This window comes from Brucella pseudogrignonensis (genome assembly GCF_031454375.1).
GTDB lineage: Bacteria > Pseudomonadota > Alphaproteobacteria > Rhizobiales > Rhizobiaceae > Brucella > Brucella pseudogrignonensis_A.
The window spans coordinates 1-19,168 of sequence record NZ_JAVDQT010000014.1; the positions used below are offsets into that span (position 1 = coordinate 1).

Sequence of the window (19,168 nt, forward strand, 5' to 3'; positions counted from 1 at the left end):
GGCCATCTCAATCCATTTTCTGCACTTCACATCATGACGGTAGGTGTTATCGGTTGCATGATGTTAGCCGTCATGACGCGAGCCACACGCGGGCATACAGGCAGACCATTAACGGCAACTCCAACAACACAAATTGCCTATCTCTGTATTATTCTTGCGGCACTTACTCGCCCATTTGCAGAAATGATGCCGAACTTCTTCCATACATTCCTCGCAGGCTCAGCACTGCTATGGATGCTAGCCTTCGGTCTCTATGTTCTCGAATATGGCCCAATGCTCTCATGCAAACGAAAAACGTGAATATAAAACTGGATTGAAGAACGACTGCCTTATGAATACCGTTAATCCCCGTTGATTAACAACTGCAATGCGCCGCTCCCGTACTTCAACTGAAAGCGGAGTGCTTTGTCTGAATGCGGACGCATCACTATAGGAACAGTTTGGCCATTTTCTCGAAGACCTTCAAATAACGCGTTAAGGTTGGTTGATGTGTAGTCTTGAAGTCGTCCAGATACAAAAAACGCTTCAATGGTTTCTTTATCAAGATCGACAATTGCATTGCCGCCAGAAAGCTTTTTTCCTCAACGCACCGGCTTCGTGCGAAAGACCGGAAACAGCATCATTCATGCCCTGTCATCCGCCTGAATTAAGTTGCGGGCGACGCGGCAAGTTTTCAGTTGAGAACTCCGCATCATTCCGAGCTGTTTTTCGTCTGCGTACTCACCTTGTAGAGACTATCATTGTTACAACCAACTTTATCCAATAGTCAGACTTCATGGATATCCGACTTTCATTGCTTTAAGCCCGCTGATCATCATCTCAGCAACTGAGAACCCACCTCCCTTCGCCTTCTGCACCAGAGACCGCAAATATCCTCCGGGAGAGGCAATCTCACCTGCCTTCTGCAGAATAGCGGCAATCGCAGCGGATGCTGTTTCAAGGCCAAAGGTGCGGATTGCATCGATATAAGCTGTATGAGAAATCCCGAGAAACGACGAGACAACGCGGCTGGCATCCACCAGATCCCGCCAGGTCCTGATGCCAGAGGTTGCATAAGTACTGATATCCGGACAGACTCTGAGAACCAAATCTAATGATATCGCTTCTGCTTTTGAAATAGCTGGCTTTTGATCCGAAGTGTTTGATGCAGTCTCTTTCAAATCTGAAAATTCAATTTTTTCTTTTAAAAGGGATTCTGAAAGTGACTCTCTGTGATGCCGCTCATATTGAGCATCATTGGCGCTTACATTTTCTACATTATCATTATTTTTCAGTGTGATAGCCAATTCAGATGTCAGTGCTTCCAGAGACATCTTTATTGTGGTCAATTCAGCAAGCGATGCCCGCCGTGGAATGCTATCAACAACGTTCCGAAATTGCGTAAATAGACCGTTGGTATCCAGTTCACGCTTCTCATCAAAGGTTTCGGCTAATGCCCTGCGTAAGACAGACACCTCATCGCGTAACCGCTTCACCGCACGCATGTCATCCTGAATGCGATCTGAGGCTTGCTTGATTTCCGAGGCTCTTGCAAAGAAGGGCGTGAAGTCAAAGCCGAAAGCAAGTGCGACTTCCCCCGCTCCGTTCTTATGTGCGTACCGCTTGCCGTTTGGGCTGTCTTTGCGTGTGATGATGCCAGCCTCGATCAGCGACGTCAGATGCCGTCTGAGCGTGGATTCAGGCATCATATGCGCACGGATGGCAATCTGCTTATTGGAAGGGAAAACCACGAGTTTGGATTTTGTGGTTATCACCTCATCAGCCAGAAATGACAGCAGGGAGTTTAGCACTGTCAGACAACGATCATTAAGCCCATACACAGATTTGGCAACGCACAGGTTCTTATACAATTCCCATTTCTTAATCCCCGCGCTGGTCGGCTGAGACGGCGCGCGCGAAACCATTCGACTGCGAACCGCAGCCGTTAAAGTCTCCAGAACTTGCATTTTCTTCTACCTTTCTAAAGGCAAAAGAAATTTACCCGCCAAATTGACGCCAATGACTCTTGACACTGATTCCGAGAAATGCGATTCGTATCTTGCTACAGAAAAACGAAATGGCCTTCGCAGACTGACGTTTGTGGGGGCTTTTTCTTTTGCGGGTTAATCTCCAGTTTCTGTTTCTTCCGATGTCTGGTACTCTTCGTACAGACGATCAAGATGGTTCGATATCCACTCACCAAAAGCCGCAGCATTTGTGTTGGATAGCTCAATAGCAATCCTTCGGGCTTTTTTGCTCATCGTAAACTGAACCGCGTTATCGGTAGAGTTCCAGGATTTTGGCAGCTGTTTGTTGGCTGGCTGAGGGGTGGACTTAAAGACTGGATTGTTGCGCTTGAGGAAGTCTGTAACAAACTGGAATCTATCCTCACTGCTTGAATGCGCCAGGTTGTCCGCGGACAACTCAGCCAAAAGTGTATCGACCTGGTTGCTATCGAGTTTTTCTGAGAGTTCCAGCCAGCGCCGCCGACCGACTTCAGGAGCTGAGCCAATTTTTTCGATCAGTTCATGACCTGTCGCCCGGACCACTGAAAGCATTTTTGAGATTGCTGCTTTATCAATGCCCAGTGCCGCCATCGCCACCTCGCGGCTGAAACCACGATCTTCCAGGCGTGCTGCAAAGATTGCACGTTCGATGTAGGATAAATTGGCGCGTGCGTTATTCTCTTGTCCCTGATTAACCACGAGCTGTTCGTCAGTCAGTGATCGAACAACTGCCCGAACTTTGATGCCAAGTTCACGCGCTGCCGCCAGTCGTCTGTGACCGAAGGCAACCTGAAAGCGCTGAGCCTTCTCGGGATGCGGGCGCACCAAAATTGGGACGAGCTGGCCGTTCTCACGGATCTGCGCAACCAGTTCAAAAAGTTGCTCCGGGTCGATATTCAGTCTGTCAGATACGAACGAGTTCTCAATGAGCGACGGATCGAGCTCGACAACAATCTGTCCCTCGGCGAGCTGCTTCTCAAGTGCATCGACGCGTTCGACTTTGTGTGTGATGTTCCCCAGCGACTTCGAAATTCCACCAACTGGTGTTGTCCGCGCTGCGGGAACAAATCCTGCCAGAGGGCGGGAATGGGTGAGCTCAGTACTTGATCCGTGGTTGGTAGCCTCGTCATTCTCCCGGGAGACTTCTATAAGGTTTTTTCTCGCCATGGCTTATTTCCTTCCCCAGGTGGATCTCAGCAGCTCTTCAACTTCGCTGTTCACAGCATTCAGAGAATCCATCGCACGGTCGTAAGTGCCGCGAATGAATTGAGACCGCTCCACTTCATACAGTGTCTGCTTGGTGACCCCCGCATCGGAGATTGCGGTGGATTTCAACATCGGGTTCTGTAGCATGCGGTTGCCGAATATCGCCCGCATGAAGCCCGTCATCTGGCTTTGTGGTCCGTCATTGGGTTCGTAGCGGGTCACCAGATAGCGCATCCAGTCATAGCTGGTTCTGCCCCCAGCCCGTTCAACCACGGACATCAACTCACTGGTCATTGCAAGGAACTGGCTCATCGACATAACGTCAAGCATCTGCGGATGCACTGTGATCAGAACACCGGTTGCAGCGCAGAGCGCAGACATGGTCAGAAAGCCAAGCTGTGGTGGACAATCAATGATGACGATGTCGTACAGGCTCTCGACATCAGCGATCACCTCGCCGATCCGGGCAAAGAACATAGTTTCAGCGCGACCCGCTGTGATCGCCCTTGGTGTTTCGTGTTCGAACTCCATCAACTCAAGATTGCCAGGAATGACATGCAAGTTCGGTGTGTAGGTCGCACGAACGATTTCCGTGATCGGGCGTGGGTCTTCATAGCGAATTGCGCCATACAGCGTATCACCCTCCCCGACGTCCAGCTCGGGCTGGTGGCCAAAGAGAGCGGACAACGATGCCTGAGGATCAAGATCAATCGCCAGCACGCGATATCCGCGCAGGGCAAGGAATTGGGAGAGGTGGGCGGATGTCGTCGTTTTCGCAGAACCACCCTTGAAGTTCATGACAGCAATGACTTGTAGTTTTTCACCCGCACGGCGACCTGGCGCATATTTTGGCGCGCCATTTTTTTCATCGAGACTGGCACGGATGCGATCCATGTCGTCTGGCGTATACATGCGGCGACCATTGGCCTGCGGCTCAGGTCCAAACCCGTCGGCGGCAACCTGCCGGAGATATCCCTCACCTATCCCAATGAAGCTGGCAGCTTCTGCTGGGGTGAACTGGCGAATGGTTTTTTGCGATGTCGGCGGGAAAATCTTTTGCTGATGCAATTGAAGTTGGCGTGACAGTTCAAGTGAATCCGCGGACAACATCGTTGGAAGATGTTCTTGTTCGCTAAGCGGGTGATGACTTGTTAACATTCTCGGCTTTCAACTTCGCAAATGATTGGCGTTTTGCAATAACTGCGCAGTTGATAGTAAGCCCGATTCGTAAACATTTTACAAATGATTAACTATACCACGATGATGCAAGGGGAAGGCGAGATCAAGGTCCGCTCCTCTTTGTTTCATGCTTTCTATCTGGTCTGAAGTAACCAGGTTGTCCGCGGACAACTTCAAGATTTCTTCCGGATAATCAAGAACGGGGTTAGGGCCGGGGACTGAGGATCTGATCGCTTGCATCGGATGACGTAAGGACGCGATGAATTTTCCAGGGTCGTCATGGCTGGTATGTATTCCATCAATCATTGATACCGTAATCACCAATTTCAGGGATTACTTATTCCTATTTAGTAATATTATATTTTGGGGCCCTCTTTAGGGGTGCATTTGGTTTGTCGAGTTTTATGGGGCGGGCATGTTTTCTTTTAAAAGTGGATTGAAATTTCTGCTGCTATCAACGGCGCTTATGACGCCGAACTTTGCTTTTGCGCAGACTGTGCCGCAAGCCTCCGAAAATCTTGCTGATGCCGAATATTATGCCAATTGGGGGCTTGATATGATCAACGCCCTGTCAGCCTATCAGAAAGGCTTCACAGGCAAGGGTGTGGTCGTTGCGGTTGTCGATTCAGGGCTGGATGTGAGCCATCCCGAATTTGCAGGACGCGTTTCACCTCTGCTCTACAATTTTGGCTCCTATCAGGCCCTGGATGATGTGTTTCCTATAATCAATCCAAATGGTTCATTCGAGGCGCACGGTGATCACGTTGCGGGAATTATCGGTGCGGGACGTAATGGGTTTGGTATGCAGGGTGTAGCCTATGAATCAATTCTTATGCCACTTCGTGCGATTGGGGTCGGCGGGCGTGATGATTATGTTGCACCAGCCAATCAGGCGATCATTTACGCTGCTGACCATGGTGCCAAGGTTTTGAATGGCAGCTATGGGCCTTTGGTCTACCCGCTACCAGAAATTGATGGGCAGCCAAATCCAAATTATCAGGTTCTGGACTATCAGCTTATTGATTCCAGCCCGTATTTGCTTGATCAAAGTTATGAAGCACTGAAATATGCGGCGGAAAAGGACGTCGTGCTGGTCTTTGCTGCTGGTAATGAACGGCAGGACCAGCCGGGCTATGCTACGTCCATGCCAAGCGGAGAAAGTATGTTTCCGCTCATCACGCCGGATTTCATCCGTAGCGGAAAAATCAGGTTTATCGATACCGATAACCCTGATCTGGATTTAAACGATCCATCCACTTATACCTTTCTTGACCCGGATGATCCCGACTTCGACGACATGGATTTCTCTGATCTGAAAGGCTCGCTTATTACTGTTGTTTCCGTTGGGCCAGACGGGAAAATGGCGCCCTACAGCAATGAATGTGGCGAGGCGGCAGAATGGTGTCTGGCCGCTCCTGGTGGCGCGATGACGAAACGAGGCGACCCAAAAGGCATCTACTCGACCTGGCCCGCAGGTGACCCGACGAATGACAATCAGGAATATAAATATTTGCATGGCACCTCGATGGCATCGCCGCATGTTGCAGGCGCTGCAGCTGTGGTGCGATCAGCATTTCCTTATCTGAACGCGCGTCAGACGATTGAAACAATCCTCACAACAGCGACCAAAGAAGGTTTTGAAGACGAAGCGAAGTTCGGGCAGGGGCTTTTGAATCTCGGTGCTGCTGTCGATGGTCCAATGGCATTTCGCTATACCGGCGTTTTTGATGTCGATACGCGAGGCTATTCTTCGATCTGGTCAAACTCGATTTCGGGCATTGGCGATCTGACCAAGCGTGGCGAAGGTATTCTCGTTCTTGATGGCAACAATAGCTATCAGGGTGGAACCAGCATCGTTGGTGGCGTTCTTGAGGTGAATGGCAGCATCACTTCACCCACAGATGTGTCTGAAGCAGGCACGATTGCCGGACTTGGTGCTGTTGGCGAATTGACCTTGTTTGACGGTGGTAACGTTGCGCCGGGCAGTGCATTCAATCCAGAAGATGCGATTGGCACGCTCACCGTCAATGGAACATTCACGCAGCAAGCGGGATCAACCTATCTGGCGGATCTCATTGCAGGAAATGGGCCAGATGCTGGCGTTGATCAGATTGTTGTCGATGGAGCCGCTGATCTTCAGGATGGCAGTTCGCTCGAACTGGTGCACAAAGGATTTTCTTCTGGCGCACAGGCCTCATCGCGTTCTGTTTTGCTCAGTGCAACGGGTGGCGTGAACGGCACTTATGGCGAGATCGCTGGTTCCTATGTTCAGGATGCGCGCTTTATCAATTTCGCGCTCGATTATGATGCCAACAATGTCTTTCTCGATACAAGCCGCTCAGATGTTGCATTTGCGGATATCGCAAACAGCCAAAACCAGTTTTCGACGGCTGTAGCGCTGGAAAGTCAGGGGAGCGGTGGCACCCTCTATGATCATATTCTGTTTTTGACACAGCAGGATGCACGTCAGGCTTATGATCAACTCTCTGGCGAAGCTTATGCATCGATCCAGTCGACATTCATCAACAACAGTGCCTATACGCGCTCGGCAGTGTACAACAATCTGTCGCAGGCTTTCGCGTCGGCATCTGCTGAAGGTAACCAGTCTTCAGAGAATGGGCGTTTGCCAACCATTTGGGGGCACGGCTTTGGCGGTTGGACGAACCTGTCTGGTGATGGCAATGTAGCACGCTCGAAATCCAGCATTGGCGGTTTCGTCTCCGGCATAGATGCGCAGGTTTTTGATAACTGGCGTCTCGGTGTGCTGGCCAGCTACAGCCAGACAAATTTCCGTCTCAATGAGCGTATGTCTTCGGGCACAAGTGATGATTACACAATCGGCACTTATGCAGGTACGGAGATGCTTGTGGCACAGGGCGTTGTCGCATTCCGCTCGGGCCTGTCCTATACATGGCACAACATTGAGATGAAGCGCGCAATTGCATTTGCTGGCTTCGATGACCGTCTGTCATCAAGCTATGATGCTGGCAGTTTCCAGGTGTTTGGGGAATTGGGCTATAAGCTTCCATTCACTGAAAAGGCGAGCTTCGAGCCATACGCAAACCTTGCTTATGTTCGACTGAAAACAGATGCTTTCTCAGAAACCAGCACTCAGGGAGCAGGGCTGAACGTCGATGAAAACTCGATGAACACCACGCTTTCGACGCTCGGCTTCCGCGCGACAGCGACTTTGAATGAGGAGGTCATTCCCGTCAAAGCACGGGCAGATCTTGGATGGCGCCATGCCTTTGGTGATGACAGATCAAACTCATTTGCAAGCTTTGCCGGATCGGATGGCTTTGTCATTGGAGGAACCAGCATTGGGAAAGATACCGCGTTGGTCTCGGGTGGCTTCGATTTTGAACTGAGCAAATCCGCCTTGTTGAATGTCTCTTATCAGGGACAATTCGGCTCCGGCCTCACGCAAAATGGCGTCAATGCTAATCTAAGAATGAAGTTCTGACGGAGTGCATGTGGCGATGAAGTGCTGGCTGGGAATTGTTACACTGTCGCTCTCGCTGATGGGCCTTGCTACAGGTCAGGGAAAAGCTGATTTTACTGGCGAGCCAGCACGCTGGATTCAAAACCCGGCCCTTTCACCAGACGGAAAACTGATCGCGTTTACACATCGCGGTCAGATTTTTTTGACGGACAATGATGGCGGACTGGCTTTTCCGGTTTCACCTGCTGATGCATATAGTCATAGTGTTGTATGGGCTCCGGATTCCAAACGACTAGCCTTTGCCTCTGATGTGAATGGCGATGATGACGTTTATGTTGCTGACTTCTCGGGAAAACTGCAACGCATGACTTACTCGTCGGCAAAAGAGGTTCCGACCAGCTTTTCACCTGATGGCAAGAGTGTGCTTTTCACAGCTGTCAGGTTAGGGGATGCAAAACGCAGCGTCCAGGCGGCGCAAAGCTGGAAGCCGCAGCTTTATGCTGTCGATACCCAAAGCGGCCGGGAACGGCTTGTTCTTCCTAATTTGGCCCGTCAGGCCCGTTGGAGCCCGGATCGGACGAAGCTCGTTTATAGTTATGATCCTTCAAACGACCCGCAGGAACGCCAGCACCGTGTGGCAGCCAACGCGCGTCAACTCTGGTTTTATGAGCCTGCTACCGACAAATATAATCGTATCTTCGATGTAGACGGAACGGACAGGTTTGACCCGCATTGGAGTGCCGATGGTCAGTGGCTTTACTACCTGTCTGAAGCGTCGGGTTGGCTAAATGTCTGGAAGCTTGATTGGAAAACTGGTGCTGAAACCCAGCTGACGCATTTCGAAGACACACCAGTCCGCGATTTGTCTGTCGCCGATGACGGTACAATAGCGTTTTTATTGAATGGTCAGGTGCAAACACTCGCATCAGGTGCTGAAAAGCCGGAAGAAATTGAGATCAACACTCTGGAACAGGGGATGCACCGTCTCCCCAATTATAAAGCGTCAACCAGCCAGGATTTCCAGTCCTCCCCGGATGGCAAACATTTTGCAGTGATTGCCAACACAGATGTCTTTCTGATTGACCTCAAAGGAAACTATCGACAGCTAACGAATACGCCTGGAGAGGAGCGGGACATTGCGTTCTCTCCAGATGGGCGGATTTTGGTCTATGCTGCAATGCGCAATAACAAATGGGGCATCTACGGCATTGATCTGTCGGAAGATCAGCAGAGCGGCAAACTCGGTCTGTCTCATCAGGAAGTTCCTCTTATTGTTTCTGATAATAGCAATGCGCTCGACCCCAAGTTTTCACCAGATGGTAGCAAGCTGGCTTTTTGGTCGGATCGCCGGGAGGTTAAGGTTCTGGATTTGGCGTCAGGCGATGTTGCCACGCTTTACCGTCCAGCAGATTATAACTCAGATTATTTCGATAAACGCGGTGATTTTAGCTGGTCACCGACTTCAAAAGACTTATTGGTGCAATGGCGCAGCATTGACGGTTCTGTGCTGAACCGCGTCGCGATTGCACCTGCTGATGGAAGTGGGCCAATGCAGCCGCTATCGGTAAAAGTGCCCAATTTCTATGGTGGTTTCTGGAGTGCTGATGGAACACAGTTAATCGGCTATACGACCCTTTATACGGACCGTACCGCCAATAACCATCATCACGGTTCTAATCTGGATTTGTACCGCGTATTTTTGTCAACGCAGGCGCGACAAGATTATTTCGGTGCTCTCAAGGATCAAAACAACTCCGATGATCAGACAGATCAGCTGCCAGAAGTGGAGATCCCGCGCTACGTAGCTGATCGTCAGCGCAGCAATATGCTTGAGGGCCGGCTGACGAGCAATTTACCTGGCCCAGAAGTGTTGACGACGTCGCCGGACGGGAAAAACCTGCTTGCCATTTTTACGGACGATCAACAGCTTTCCGTCAGATTGATTAGTCTCGATAACGGTGAGTTGGAAGAAGTGGCTCAAATTCCAGTTCCCGATCAGGAGCAAGTGCAATTCATCCGGTATAATGCTGCTCTACAGGCCGTTGATGTGAAAACAGCCAATCAGATCATTCGCTCCTCCATTAACGATCCAGCGCTGCGGCTCGAAATTCCGCTCGACATACTTTTCACTCGCGATGAAGACGCGGCCCTTGTTGCAACCTTTGAACAAGCCTGGGCAGATGTGAATGATCGTTACTATGATGCTACACACGAAAATCGTGATTGGAAGAAAATAGGCGATAAATATCGTGCCTATTTGCCTTCCATTGCCGGTCACCGCGATCTTGAGCGATTGATTGCATCCATGTTTGGAGAACTATCCGCCTCTCATCTGTTCACTGGGGTCACCCAACCTAATTCTGCACTGATTGGCATGGGCACCCAGAATGATGCATTGGGCATTTATCTGGATGATGCATATACCGGAGCAGGGCGAAAGATTGCTGCGATCTTGCCTGGTGGTCCAATGGATCAGCAGAACCTTCATGTTGGTGCTGGTGATATTATAACCTCTATCAACGGGCAGGCGATCCCGGAAGCGGGTGGAATTGCACGTTTGCTGGACATAAATGCGGGAAGACAAGTCGTTATTGGTCTTGCAGATGGCACAACAGATAAAGAGCGTTTCATTGAAGTGACGCCAATAGGTTGGTTTGATGAGCTGATATTGGCCAGTAAAAATCTGAGTGATAAGCGCAGTGCGATGGTAAGTGAACTATCGCGACAGTGCGTTGTCTATCAACCGCTGTATTCCATGGATAATGATAACTACCTGTCATTGATTGGAAATTTGACGTCACAGCGGGGACTTGCGAAAGCTGCGCTCATTGATGTGCGTTCAAATAATGGTGGCAATCTTTCCCGCGAATTGATTACGTTTTTAAGTGGCAAGCCAGCCTTCAGTTATGGTGTCGATGGTCGCGCCTGGGATTTGGGACCAGATAATGTCTGGTTGTGGCCGAGCGCTGTGCTGGTTGACAGTTTCAGTTATTCGGATGGATCGATCTTCCCGCAGGCTTATCAAGATCAAAAGATAGGTAAACTTATAGGTGACGTGCTGCTTAATACTGGCACATCCGTGATTGCCGTTAATAGTAAAGTGCTTCCAGGGCTGCAATATAATTTTCCCATCATGCCTTACCGCCATGTTGATGGGCGAAAATACGAAAACGAAGTTATCACACCCGATATTGTGGTGCCTTTTAATCCAAACGCTTCCGGTATTCATAAAGACCCGCAATTGGAGACTGCGGTCGCTTCGTTGATGCAACAGATCGGCGCTGACAGCGACTGCCGGATTGAATAGACGAATTATTTGTATGGTCATCTTTCGACTCATGAAGCTGCAGGGATGAACCAAAACGTATCGCGGTAACGAGCTGCCATCCTATGTTGATGCCAGGTGTCTGGTTATGAATATCTTAAATCATCAATCACACATGAGAACTAAATACTCTAACTGAGAAATCACTTTCAGCTCTTCGGAATTGATAGCGCCGAACCGTATGCGGGTGTGCTGAAACGAGCCCGACGCCCACTTGGCACCTGCAATTTTGACATGGATATAATCATACATCGTGTGCGGCTTTGTACATTCAAGTCGTATCAGAAAAGCACTAGATGCAAGCGCGGTTATAAGTTTTAATAATCGTCCATCAGGCGTGGTTTTGATGTTATGATGGAGCGTCGTCGGCAGATATGAGCCGAAACGCGTCAGCGGCCCGATCTGAAGAAAATGAAGAAAGCTTTGCGAGCTTACGACTGGAGGAGGGAGGGATGGAGCGAGCAATGGCTTTGTCGCAAAATTTTTAGATTTGTTGCGTTAAGCGCTGGTCACTACGGATGATGCCGTGAGGTAAAGAGGAATGGCGATTGATTTCAAAGGGGCTCATTTTCCTAAAAGTGCCATCCTTTATGGTGTGTTCTGGTTCTTTTGCAAATTTTTGAGTGTTTATAAGCGGCCTTATCTTTGGACACAGTTATGCAGCGAGCTTCGCAAAGACTTCGAATGGCGAACAATTGTCGTCGGCGAATTGCTTCTTGCGGATCATATGAGCGACGTCGATGCCAGCGATTGTAGCTGAGGCTGAATGAAACGCTTTGAAGCCTAACATGTGTTTGGTGATCCGCTTGATGAAACGATGATCCTGTTCAAGAATGTTGTTGAGGTATTTGACCTGTAGGATTTCAATCAGCTTGCCCGTATCCGTGATTTTGAGGATACTGTTTATAGCCTGTGCGCCGGCCAAATTGGCTCCGCTGTTATCAACGACAACCTTGTTCGGAATACCATTGCTTAAGATGGTTTTTCTAAAGAAACGTCGTGCAGCGCCGAGGTTTCTGCGCTCAGAGAGCATGAAATCCAAGGTTTGGCCATCTCGATCAACAGCTCGATACAGGTATGTCCATTTCCCTTTAACCTTTATATAGGTCTCATCACACGCCACGAGCCAAGTGTTGGGCATTTGCGTCTGAGTGTCTGAGCCGCAATCTGCGGCGAGTATTTAACAACCCAGCGGTTCAATGTTGTATGGTCAATCTCTATGCCGCGTTCAGCCATTATTTCCTGAAGATCACGATAGGAAACTGGGTAACAAACGTAAAAGAACATGGCATACAGGATGACACTTTTAGGAAAATGCATCCCCTTGAAATCGACCATGATCAATGCCTCGCTTCCATCTGCAAAAGACACAATCCCTTGCACGGATCATCAGACATGAAAAGTTTGCAACAGAACCCTTATCTAGTGGGTAAGTGAATATCGCCACCGTACCTCTTCATCCAGTTTCAAAGGGCATCATGATCTCTTCGAGGCATACGATGGTCCCAAATTGCAATTGAGGACACTTGCTGAGATTAGTATGTTTGCTGAGAATGTTGATGACGTCATTTCTGGAACCAAGAATTAGTCTAAGCGATTGCGCACGTTCTTCCTGCAATGCTTTATTGCCGAGGATGACGATTTTGAAGAACCCGAAATCTGGCTTGGAACATTTCTTGAGGAATTTCCCACGCTGGATCGCTTGTCGAGGAAGCCCGCGACAAAGGTTGCGAAATTGTCGGATTAAAACATGGGGCTATTATTTCCATGCTGGAAGAGGCAGGGCAAAAACCAGAAAAGAACATCGGGCCTCATCATTTCAAAAGATCATAACGAGTCTTACTGAACAGAAAAACTTGACTTTTTGTCGAAATTCTGTAATTTACAGAAATTCTGTTATTTTTATTTGCGAGGCTCAAACCCATGAGCGAAAAAAAAGTCTCAACTGCTGAATTTGTTCGCCACTTCGGACGATACCATGACGAAGCCATGCGAGAACCTATAACCTTGACACGTCACGGCAGGGCATCCGTGGTTGTCGTGCCGGCCGAATTTTATAACCGCATGACCAAAAACGCAGGAGATCCCCGCAAGGTTTACACGACGAGCGAGACGCCGCCCGATATGGCTGAAATGCTCTTGAGCGAAATTGACGATTATCTGGCAAGCACACCGGACGAATCGGCATGAGCGATAAGTTTAAAGCCGGTCAGATCGTCAATTATGAATATCTTTGGAGCAGACACGCAAAGGAAGGACAAGTTAATGCCGAAAAGTCCCGTACGGCTTGTCTCTCCATGGTCATAAAGGGTGAAGCGCAGGGCATAACACATTTGATCATCCTGCCTATTTCGTCAAAACCGCCCCAAGGCGATCAGGATGCAATCGAAATTCCGGCGCTTGAGCTTCGCCGTGCAGGACTTGCTGATTATAAACCCGGTTGGATTACAGTCAGTGAATATAATTATGATGTGTTGGAACGGTCTTACTATTTCGATCCGAACCAGACCCCGCGCGGCAATTTCAGCGGCCCATTCATGAAAATTCTTCTTACGCGCTTCGGCAAACACTTGCGGGAAAAGCGCGGAAAGATCGACCGCACAAATTGAGGTTAGACCATGGCACTTGCACATAAGACCGCATGGCGGCGATGGTTTTAAAATGGTCTCTTAAGTAGAGGTTGGCCGGGTCGCCTTCTCGCTGATTGAATAAGAAATCCAGTATCCAGCAGACATAAAGATCTTTTTCGACATTCTCTGCACGTGTCTGGAGGCCGGCCGCTGCCGCCGCATAGAGCGCACGCCGTTCATCAGGGCTCGATCGAAGAACTTCGATGAATGTGGTCTGCATCTGTGGTCTTTTCTTGTCCGTTACGGTTACCGTTCGGCGCCAAAGCGTCAGCGATCTCTTGCGCAGCGGGATACATCCATGCCGGTATAGCAGCGAGGTTCGAGCGGAGATCATCCGAGATCGCTTGCCGGCTTTGGCTATTTCTTAGTTTCTGGATAATTCCATTTATCGCAGGTTCAAGGCTGCTGCGATCGTCGCGCAACCAAGCCAACGTTTGAACGATGCGCATTGCTGGCCGGCCGGCCCAGAACGCGGCTTTTGCCGAAGCTCTCTTGAAGTCGAGCCTGTAGATAACTGGGGTACCTTCTTGGGTACCCCCTGTGGTCGCATCAATCTCAATCATTCGAGGGTATGTGTCCGCGTGTATGGTCGATCGTGCAGGAGCAGCTGTCGTTAGGCCAAGGTCGTTGGCTGCAGTCATTCCATCAACGAGGACTCGAAGTTTGTCCCGGCGGGCAATCGCATCTACGAAGGAGGCACGGGGTGGGGGAACCAGCTTTCCTGTGAGCTTGCTGATCGAGGGTTTGTCATAAAGGCCGCGATGCGGCCTGCGTATATCACCTCGATTAGTCAGTCGCTGTAGCGCCTTCTCAATTGCGTACGGGCTGGCCAGATCAAGGAAGTCGCCACGAGACCATACGCCTGAAGGGGCTCCGGCGGCAATCCGCGCGTAAACTTGCTCAAGTGTATCTGACGTCGGATCAGGCACAATTCACTCCTATGTCCAAGGATTATATACAAATTCTGGTCAATCACAAGCTATCCAAAATTTGAGTACAAATTATGGTCAGTAGCCGCCCTCAATGGATTGGGAGTTAATTGGCAGCAGGTTCCCAAAAGGGAGGAAGATCGAGCAAAACCTATGCCCTGACGGCACCAAGAGGAAGCAGGCCAATTCCGCTCTTTTGTGATGGTATCCTGGCCCAGGGACGATGATCATCTTTATCATGTGTTCGGGCAGGTGACGGCTGGTCGGTCTGGCGATATCAATCGCAACGACCGTATTGGGGTTGGCACTGAATTGAAGCTCACGGATACAATTGGCACGCATGCTGAAGTATCATACGGTACCCATGGTTGGGGCGGTCTGGCCGCGCTGACCTATGATCCGAATGTGGATGATCATTATTATATCGGTTATCGTCTTGATCCCGATCGCGCTTTTGATCTCAACCGCAGTTATGATCTGATCGGGCGTGATAAGGGTGCTATTGTTGGTGGTATGAAACGTCGCATCAATGATACGCTTTCAACCTATTCGGAAAATAATTATGATCTGTTTGGTGTCCGTCGTGCACTGACCCCCACCTACGGTGTTGTATATATACAGGATAATATCTGGACCATTGACGGTGGCTTTGAAGGCGGCCGCGTGCGTGACAACACCACCAATTCAGCGGGAGTTGAGTATTCTGATTTTGATCGTTATGCGCCATCGCTGAGCATTGGTTATAAGGATGAAGAGCGTGGCATTACTGCTCGCTTGCGTGGTGAGGTGCGCGTCGAGCGGTCCGATGATCATACCCGAGATCAGAACACCTATCTGCTGGCTGGCGCCTATTCATGGAAAACCAATCCGGATTGGCGGGCCCTGGTCAGTGTGGATGCGGTTCTTTCTGATGCAGAATCGAATGTAACGTCATTCCAGAATACAGATTATGTCGAAGCATCGTTTGGTTATGCTTATCGTCCGGTGGAAAATGACCGTCTGAACGCTTTGTTCAATTATAGCTATCTGTATGATATGCCGGGCAATGGTCAGCTTGGCAGCGGTGTTTCTAATTATCGTTATGCACCTGCACAACTGAGCCACATCCTCTCGGCGGACTTCACCTATGATCTTGTGCCGTGGTTATCTGTCGGTGGTAAATATGGTTTCCGTATCGGTGAAGTGAAATACCGGCCAGCCGAAAACGACTATCAATTCGACAAAGAGTGGCAGCGTTCATCAGCGCATTTGGGCATTATTCGTGCAGATCTGCATGTCGTCAAAAAATGGGATCTGTTGCTTGAAGGTCGTGTGATGCATATGAGTGAGGCCAAGACAACAGACCTGGGTGCTCTTGCTGCGATCTACCGTCACGTCGGCGAGAACTTCAAAGTGGGTGCAGGCTATAATTTCGGTCGCTTCTCGGATGATCTAAGAGATCTCAGCATGGATGATCGGGGAATGTTCGTAAACTTTATTGGCAAGTTCTAATAGGCTCTAAGGGCGCCAATGCATATAAAATACGGACGGTTCACGCCGTCCGTATTTTTTTTGACAGTCATTCTGAAAGGCATGTAATTTGTAGTGTTGATCAGGCAATTCGATCATATGCACCAAGGGTAGGGTAATACCCCGCCCCTGGTTGTCCTGAGGTCTATGGTTCACACATGTTACTGTGTGGTGTTCATCAGGGCTTCAGCCCGCAGCTTAGCCGTGCGAGATGGTCACAGTTTTGACGTGTGTAAAGCCGTATAGCGCTTCAAATCCTTTTTCACGCCCATGCCCGGATTTACCAACGCCGCCAAAAGGTAGCTCAATACCACCCCCAGCACCGTAGTTGTTAATGAAGACTTGTCCGGAATGAAGCTTGCGCGCCATGCGCAATTGGCGACCACCGTCACGAGTCCAAACGCCCGCTACAAGACCGTATTCGGTGCCATTGGCGATCCTTAAAGCGTCTTCTTCGCTATCGAAGGGAATGAGCACCTGAACTGGCCCAAAAATTTCCTGCTGCGCAAGTGCATGATCCGGCTCTACTTCCGAAAAGAGTGTTGGCAGGACGTAGTTTCCAGCGGCCGGGGCGTCGGCATGTAGTTTGCCCTGTGCGGCGATGTTGAGCTCTGCTTTTCCGCGTTCGATGAAATCGGATACGATTTGCTTCTGCTTCTTGGAAACGACAGGTCCAAGATTGTGCGATTCAACGGCAGGACCAACCACGAGACCTTCGTAAATTTCGATCATGCGTCGCTTTACATCTTCGTAAATGCCACGCTGGACGAGAACGCGTGATGCTGCTGAACAGGTCTGGCCGGCATTTTGCATGCAGGCACCCACCAGCACTGGCATGGCCTTTTCCAGGTCAACATCATCAAAAACGATGTGTGGTGACTTTCCGCCAAGTTCCAACGTTACTGGCACGACATTTTTCGCTGCTGCAGTCTGAATGGCAACGCCGGTTCCGACGGAACCAGTGAAGGAGATATGCTGGATACCGGAATGGCTTGAAAGAGTTGCGCCTACATCTGCGCCATAACCCGTTACAACATTGAGAACACCGGCCGGCAAACCAGCTTCGTGTGCGATTGCCGCAAAAGCCAATGATGACAAAGAGGCATCTTCTGCGGGTTTAAGAACGCAGGTGTTGCCAGCCGCAAGAGCTGCGCCGACGCCGCGCCCCAAAATCTGCATTGGGTAATTCCAAGGGATGATTATCCCACAAACTCCATGTGGCTCGCGCAAGGTATAAACGGTGAAGCCTTCTTGGTAGGGAATGGTCGTACCCATCAGCTTGTCCGCGGCACCTGCGTAGAATTCGAGATAGCGTGCGAGCGCAATCGAGTCGTTTCGAGATTGGTTCAGCGGCTTGCCAACATCCAGTGTCTCAATCATTGCGAGTTCTTCAGCTCGCTTGAGCACCAATTCTGACATTTTCATGAGAATGCGTCCGCGTTGCGTCGCGGTCATGCGACCCCATTCACCGTTCAACGCCGCATTTGCAGCAGAAACGGCCGCATCCACTTCCGCAGGTGTACCGCGGGCAATTTTCCCAATAACTTCACCTGTCGATGGGTCTTCAACCGCAATGGTCTCTCCGCCGGCGGGGATCACCCATTCTCCGTTGATAAAGACCTTGGTGGAATCGATCCACATCAGTTGATCCAGTGCCATATTTTCCTCCAGATAAAATTCCGTCGCCAGATGACGCCGGACATGAATGCGCTACTCTTCAATAAAGAATGGTTCCACCCTCAGACGCGAATTGTAGATATGAGCGCGCATCGCGTTGCGTGCCGCAAAAGCATCTTTCATGCGAAGCGCCTCAAGGATGGCCTTATGTTCGGTTACGGCATCGGTGGTAATTTTTGTGTGATACCGAATCCGAAATAGATTGGCATGAATATAAAGACGCGCCATTGCTTCGGCGACAACCTGGTTGCCTGCGATTTGAAGGATACAGGTGTGAAACGCATTGTCACGTTCGGCAAAGCGCCCGAAGTTTTCCTGATTATTTGTATCAGCAAGCTCCGCCATTTCGTTGCAGAGTTTTTCAATTGAAACGATGTCGTCCGGTGTCGCTCTTATCGCTGCTAAAGCAGCCATTTCGGGTTCGAGGAGGTCGCGTGTCTGATAAACGTCCCGAAAATGCTTGCCTTCCGGCAGCGCAGCAGCACTAAAACCAGAATTGAATTTCTGGGCAACAAGACCTTCTGATTCCAGTCTGATCAGCGCCGCGCGGATTGGGGTTTGGGAAACGCCAAACTGTCGCGCTAAAGCATCGACAGAAAGTCGCTCTCCCGGTGGTATACGCAGCGCAATCAGGTCAGCAAACAACGCATTGTAAATGGTGTCGCCAATCGGATGTCTTATAGGGTCTCTATCACCTGGCATAATGGCAGGGTCAACCGTGCTGAGCACTTCTTCCTTCGCCATTATATGTCCTCCCTGACATGGCTCTCATACCTCGGCGCGATCGTGAGGTCAGATTTTGAAACACCGTATCGTATCGGATTATTGGTGTAAACCGTATTTCTTTGATTCATTAGAACTGAGAAATGAATGCTTTGGAGAAAATTTTTAGTACGGTGCAAATTTTATCTTCCATTTTTTGGTGTCGAATAAATAACAGTTTTTTGTTAAATTATGTTTATAAACAAGCTATTATACTAATATCGATAATTCAAAAAGATCAAGTTATGGAAAAGTAGTGATTGGGAAATCTGCAAGATAGCTATAAAAACTGGCTTGACCTGCGCGTTAATACCTCTATCGTATCCGATATGATTTATCACCTCAGCACGTGTTGAGCACCCGAGGAGGGGTGTGAGGGATAAAAGAAAGGAGGACTTATGTCAGATTATTGGCAGGAAAATATGCTCGGGTGCTTTTGCAGCTGAGCTTTCTTTTGCTTACCATTACAAGCTGAAACGCACATATTGATAGAACGGATACGATCAGCAAGCGAGAGTAATTGC

The 19,168-nt window shown here is 49.5% G+C and carries 13 protein-coding genes and 1 pseudogene; 6 read left to right on the forward strand and 8 right to left on the reverse strand.

What is annotated here, in order from left to right:
* A partial coding sequence (locus J2782_RS21790) for an NnrS family protein (protein WP_310016148.1) occupies positions 1–300 on the forward strand: 300 nt, incomplete at its 5' end.
* 473 nt (positions 301–773) lie between these two features.
* On the opposite strand, the gene repC is transcribed toward J2782_RS21790, so the two are convergent.
* The 3 genes from repC to repA all read right to left on the reverse strand — a co-directional run bounded on the left by repC (position 774) and on the right by repA (position 4,349).
* Positions 774–1,946, reverse strand: a complete 1,173-nt coding sequence (gene repC / locus J2782_RS21795) for a plasmid replication protein RepC (RefSeq protein WP_310016149.1) — start codon at positions 1,944–1,946, stop codon at positions 774–776.
* Positions 1,947–2,102: 156 nt separating this feature from the next.
* On the reverse strand, positions 2,103–3,152 hold the full coding sequence (gene repB, locus J2782_RS21800) for a plasmid partitioning protein RepB (RefSeq protein WP_310016150.1): 1,050 nt from the start codon (positions 3,150–3,152) through the stop codon (positions 2,103–2,105).
* Between the two features lie 3 nt (positions 3,153–3,155).
* On the reverse strand, positions 3,156–4,349 hold the full coding sequence (repA, locus tag J2782_RS21805; RefSeq protein WP_310016151.1) for a plasmid partitioning protein RepA: 1,194 nt from the start codon (positions 4,347–4,349) through the stop codon (positions 3,156–3,158).
* A 436-nt stretch (positions 4,350–4,785) separates the two neighbouring features.
* On the opposite strand from repA, the gene J2782_RS21810 reads away from it, so the two are divergent.
* Both J2782_RS21810 and J2782_RS21815 read left to right on the forward strand, forming a co-directional pair.
* Positions 4,786–7,833, forward strand: a complete 3,048-nt coding sequence (locus tag J2782_RS21810; protein ID WP_310016152.1) for an autotransporter domain-containing protein — start codon at positions 4,786–4,788, stop codon at positions 7,831–7,833.
* Between the two features lie 16 nt (positions 7,834–7,849).
* Entirely contained in the window at positions 7,850–11,119 is a 3,270-nt protein-coding gene (locus J2782_RS21815) for a S41 family peptidase (RefSeq protein ID WP_310016153.1), read from the forward strand.
* Positions 11,120–11,792: 673 nt separating this feature from the next.
* Here the strand turns inward: J2782_RS21815 and J2782_RS21820 are convergent.
* Positions 11,793–12,475 (reverse strand): IS6 family transposase gene (locus tag J2782_RS21820; protein WP_310016154.1). Its coding sequence is split into 2 segments (ribosomal slippage): positions 11,793–12,253 and positions 12,253–12,475, totalling 684 coding nucleotides; the frame shifts between segments, so codons are not numbered across the junction.
* Positions 12,476–13,060: 585 nt separating this feature from the next.
* On the opposite strand from J2782_RS21820, the gene J2782_RS21825 reads away from it, so the two are divergent.
* Both J2782_RS21825 and J2782_RS21830 read left to right on the forward strand, forming a co-directional pair.
* Positions 13,061–13,327, forward strand: coding sequence for a type II toxin-antitoxin system prevent-host-death family antitoxin (locus J2782_RS21825; protein WP_310016155.1), 267 nt, complete (start codon positions 13,061–13,063; stop codon positions 13,325–13,327).
* Positions 13,324–13,746: a hypothetical protein gene (locus tag J2782_RS21830; protein ID WP_310016156.1), complete on the forward strand. Its 423-nt coding sequence runs from the start codon at positions 13,324–13,326 to the stop codon at positions 13,744–13,746. The genes J2782_RS21825 and J2782_RS21830 overlap by 4 nt, the downstream gene beginning before the upstream one ends.
* A 58-nt stretch (positions 13,747–13,804) precedes the next feature.
* Here J2782_RS21830 and J2782_RS21835 read toward each other — a convergent pair.
* A pseudogene (locus J2782_RS21835) lies at positions 13,805–13,987 on the reverse strand (nucleotidyl transferase AbiEii/AbiGii toxin family protein); the annotation flags it as partial.
* Positions 13,947–14,696 carry a DUF6088 family protein gene (locus J2782_RS21840; protein WP_310016157.1) on the reverse strand — a complete coding sequence of 250 codons (750 nt, stop codon included), beginning with the start codon at positions 14,694–14,696 and terminating at the stop codon, positions 13,947–13,949. The pseudogene J2782_RS21835 and the gene J2782_RS21840, both read right to left, overlap by 41 nt.
* A 198-nt stretch (positions 14,697–14,894) precedes the next feature.
* Between J2782_RS21840 and J2782_RS21845 the strand changes: the two genes are divergently transcribed.
* Positions 14,895–16,187, forward strand: a complete 1,293-nt coding sequence (locus J2782_RS21845; RefSeq protein ID WP_310016158.1) for a hypothetical protein — start codon at positions 14,895–14,897, stop codon at positions 16,185–16,187.
* 216 nt (positions 16,188–16,403) lie between these two features.
* Here J2782_RS21845 and J2782_RS21850 read toward each other — a convergent pair whose 3' ends face one another.
* Positions 16,404–17,864: an aldehyde dehydrogenase family protein gene (locus J2782_RS21850; RefSeq protein WP_310016159.1), complete on the reverse strand. Its 1,461-nt coding sequence runs from the start codon at positions 17,862–17,864 to the stop codon at positions 16,404–16,406.
* A gap of 51 nt (positions 17,865–17,915) precedes the next feature.
* Complete coding sequence (locus J2782_RS21855) at positions 17,916–18,626, reverse strand: GntR family transcriptional regulator (protein ID WP_310016160.1); 711 nt, start codon at positions 18,624–18,626, stop codon at positions 17,916–17,918.
* Positions 18,627–19,168 lie beyond the last annotated feature (542 nt).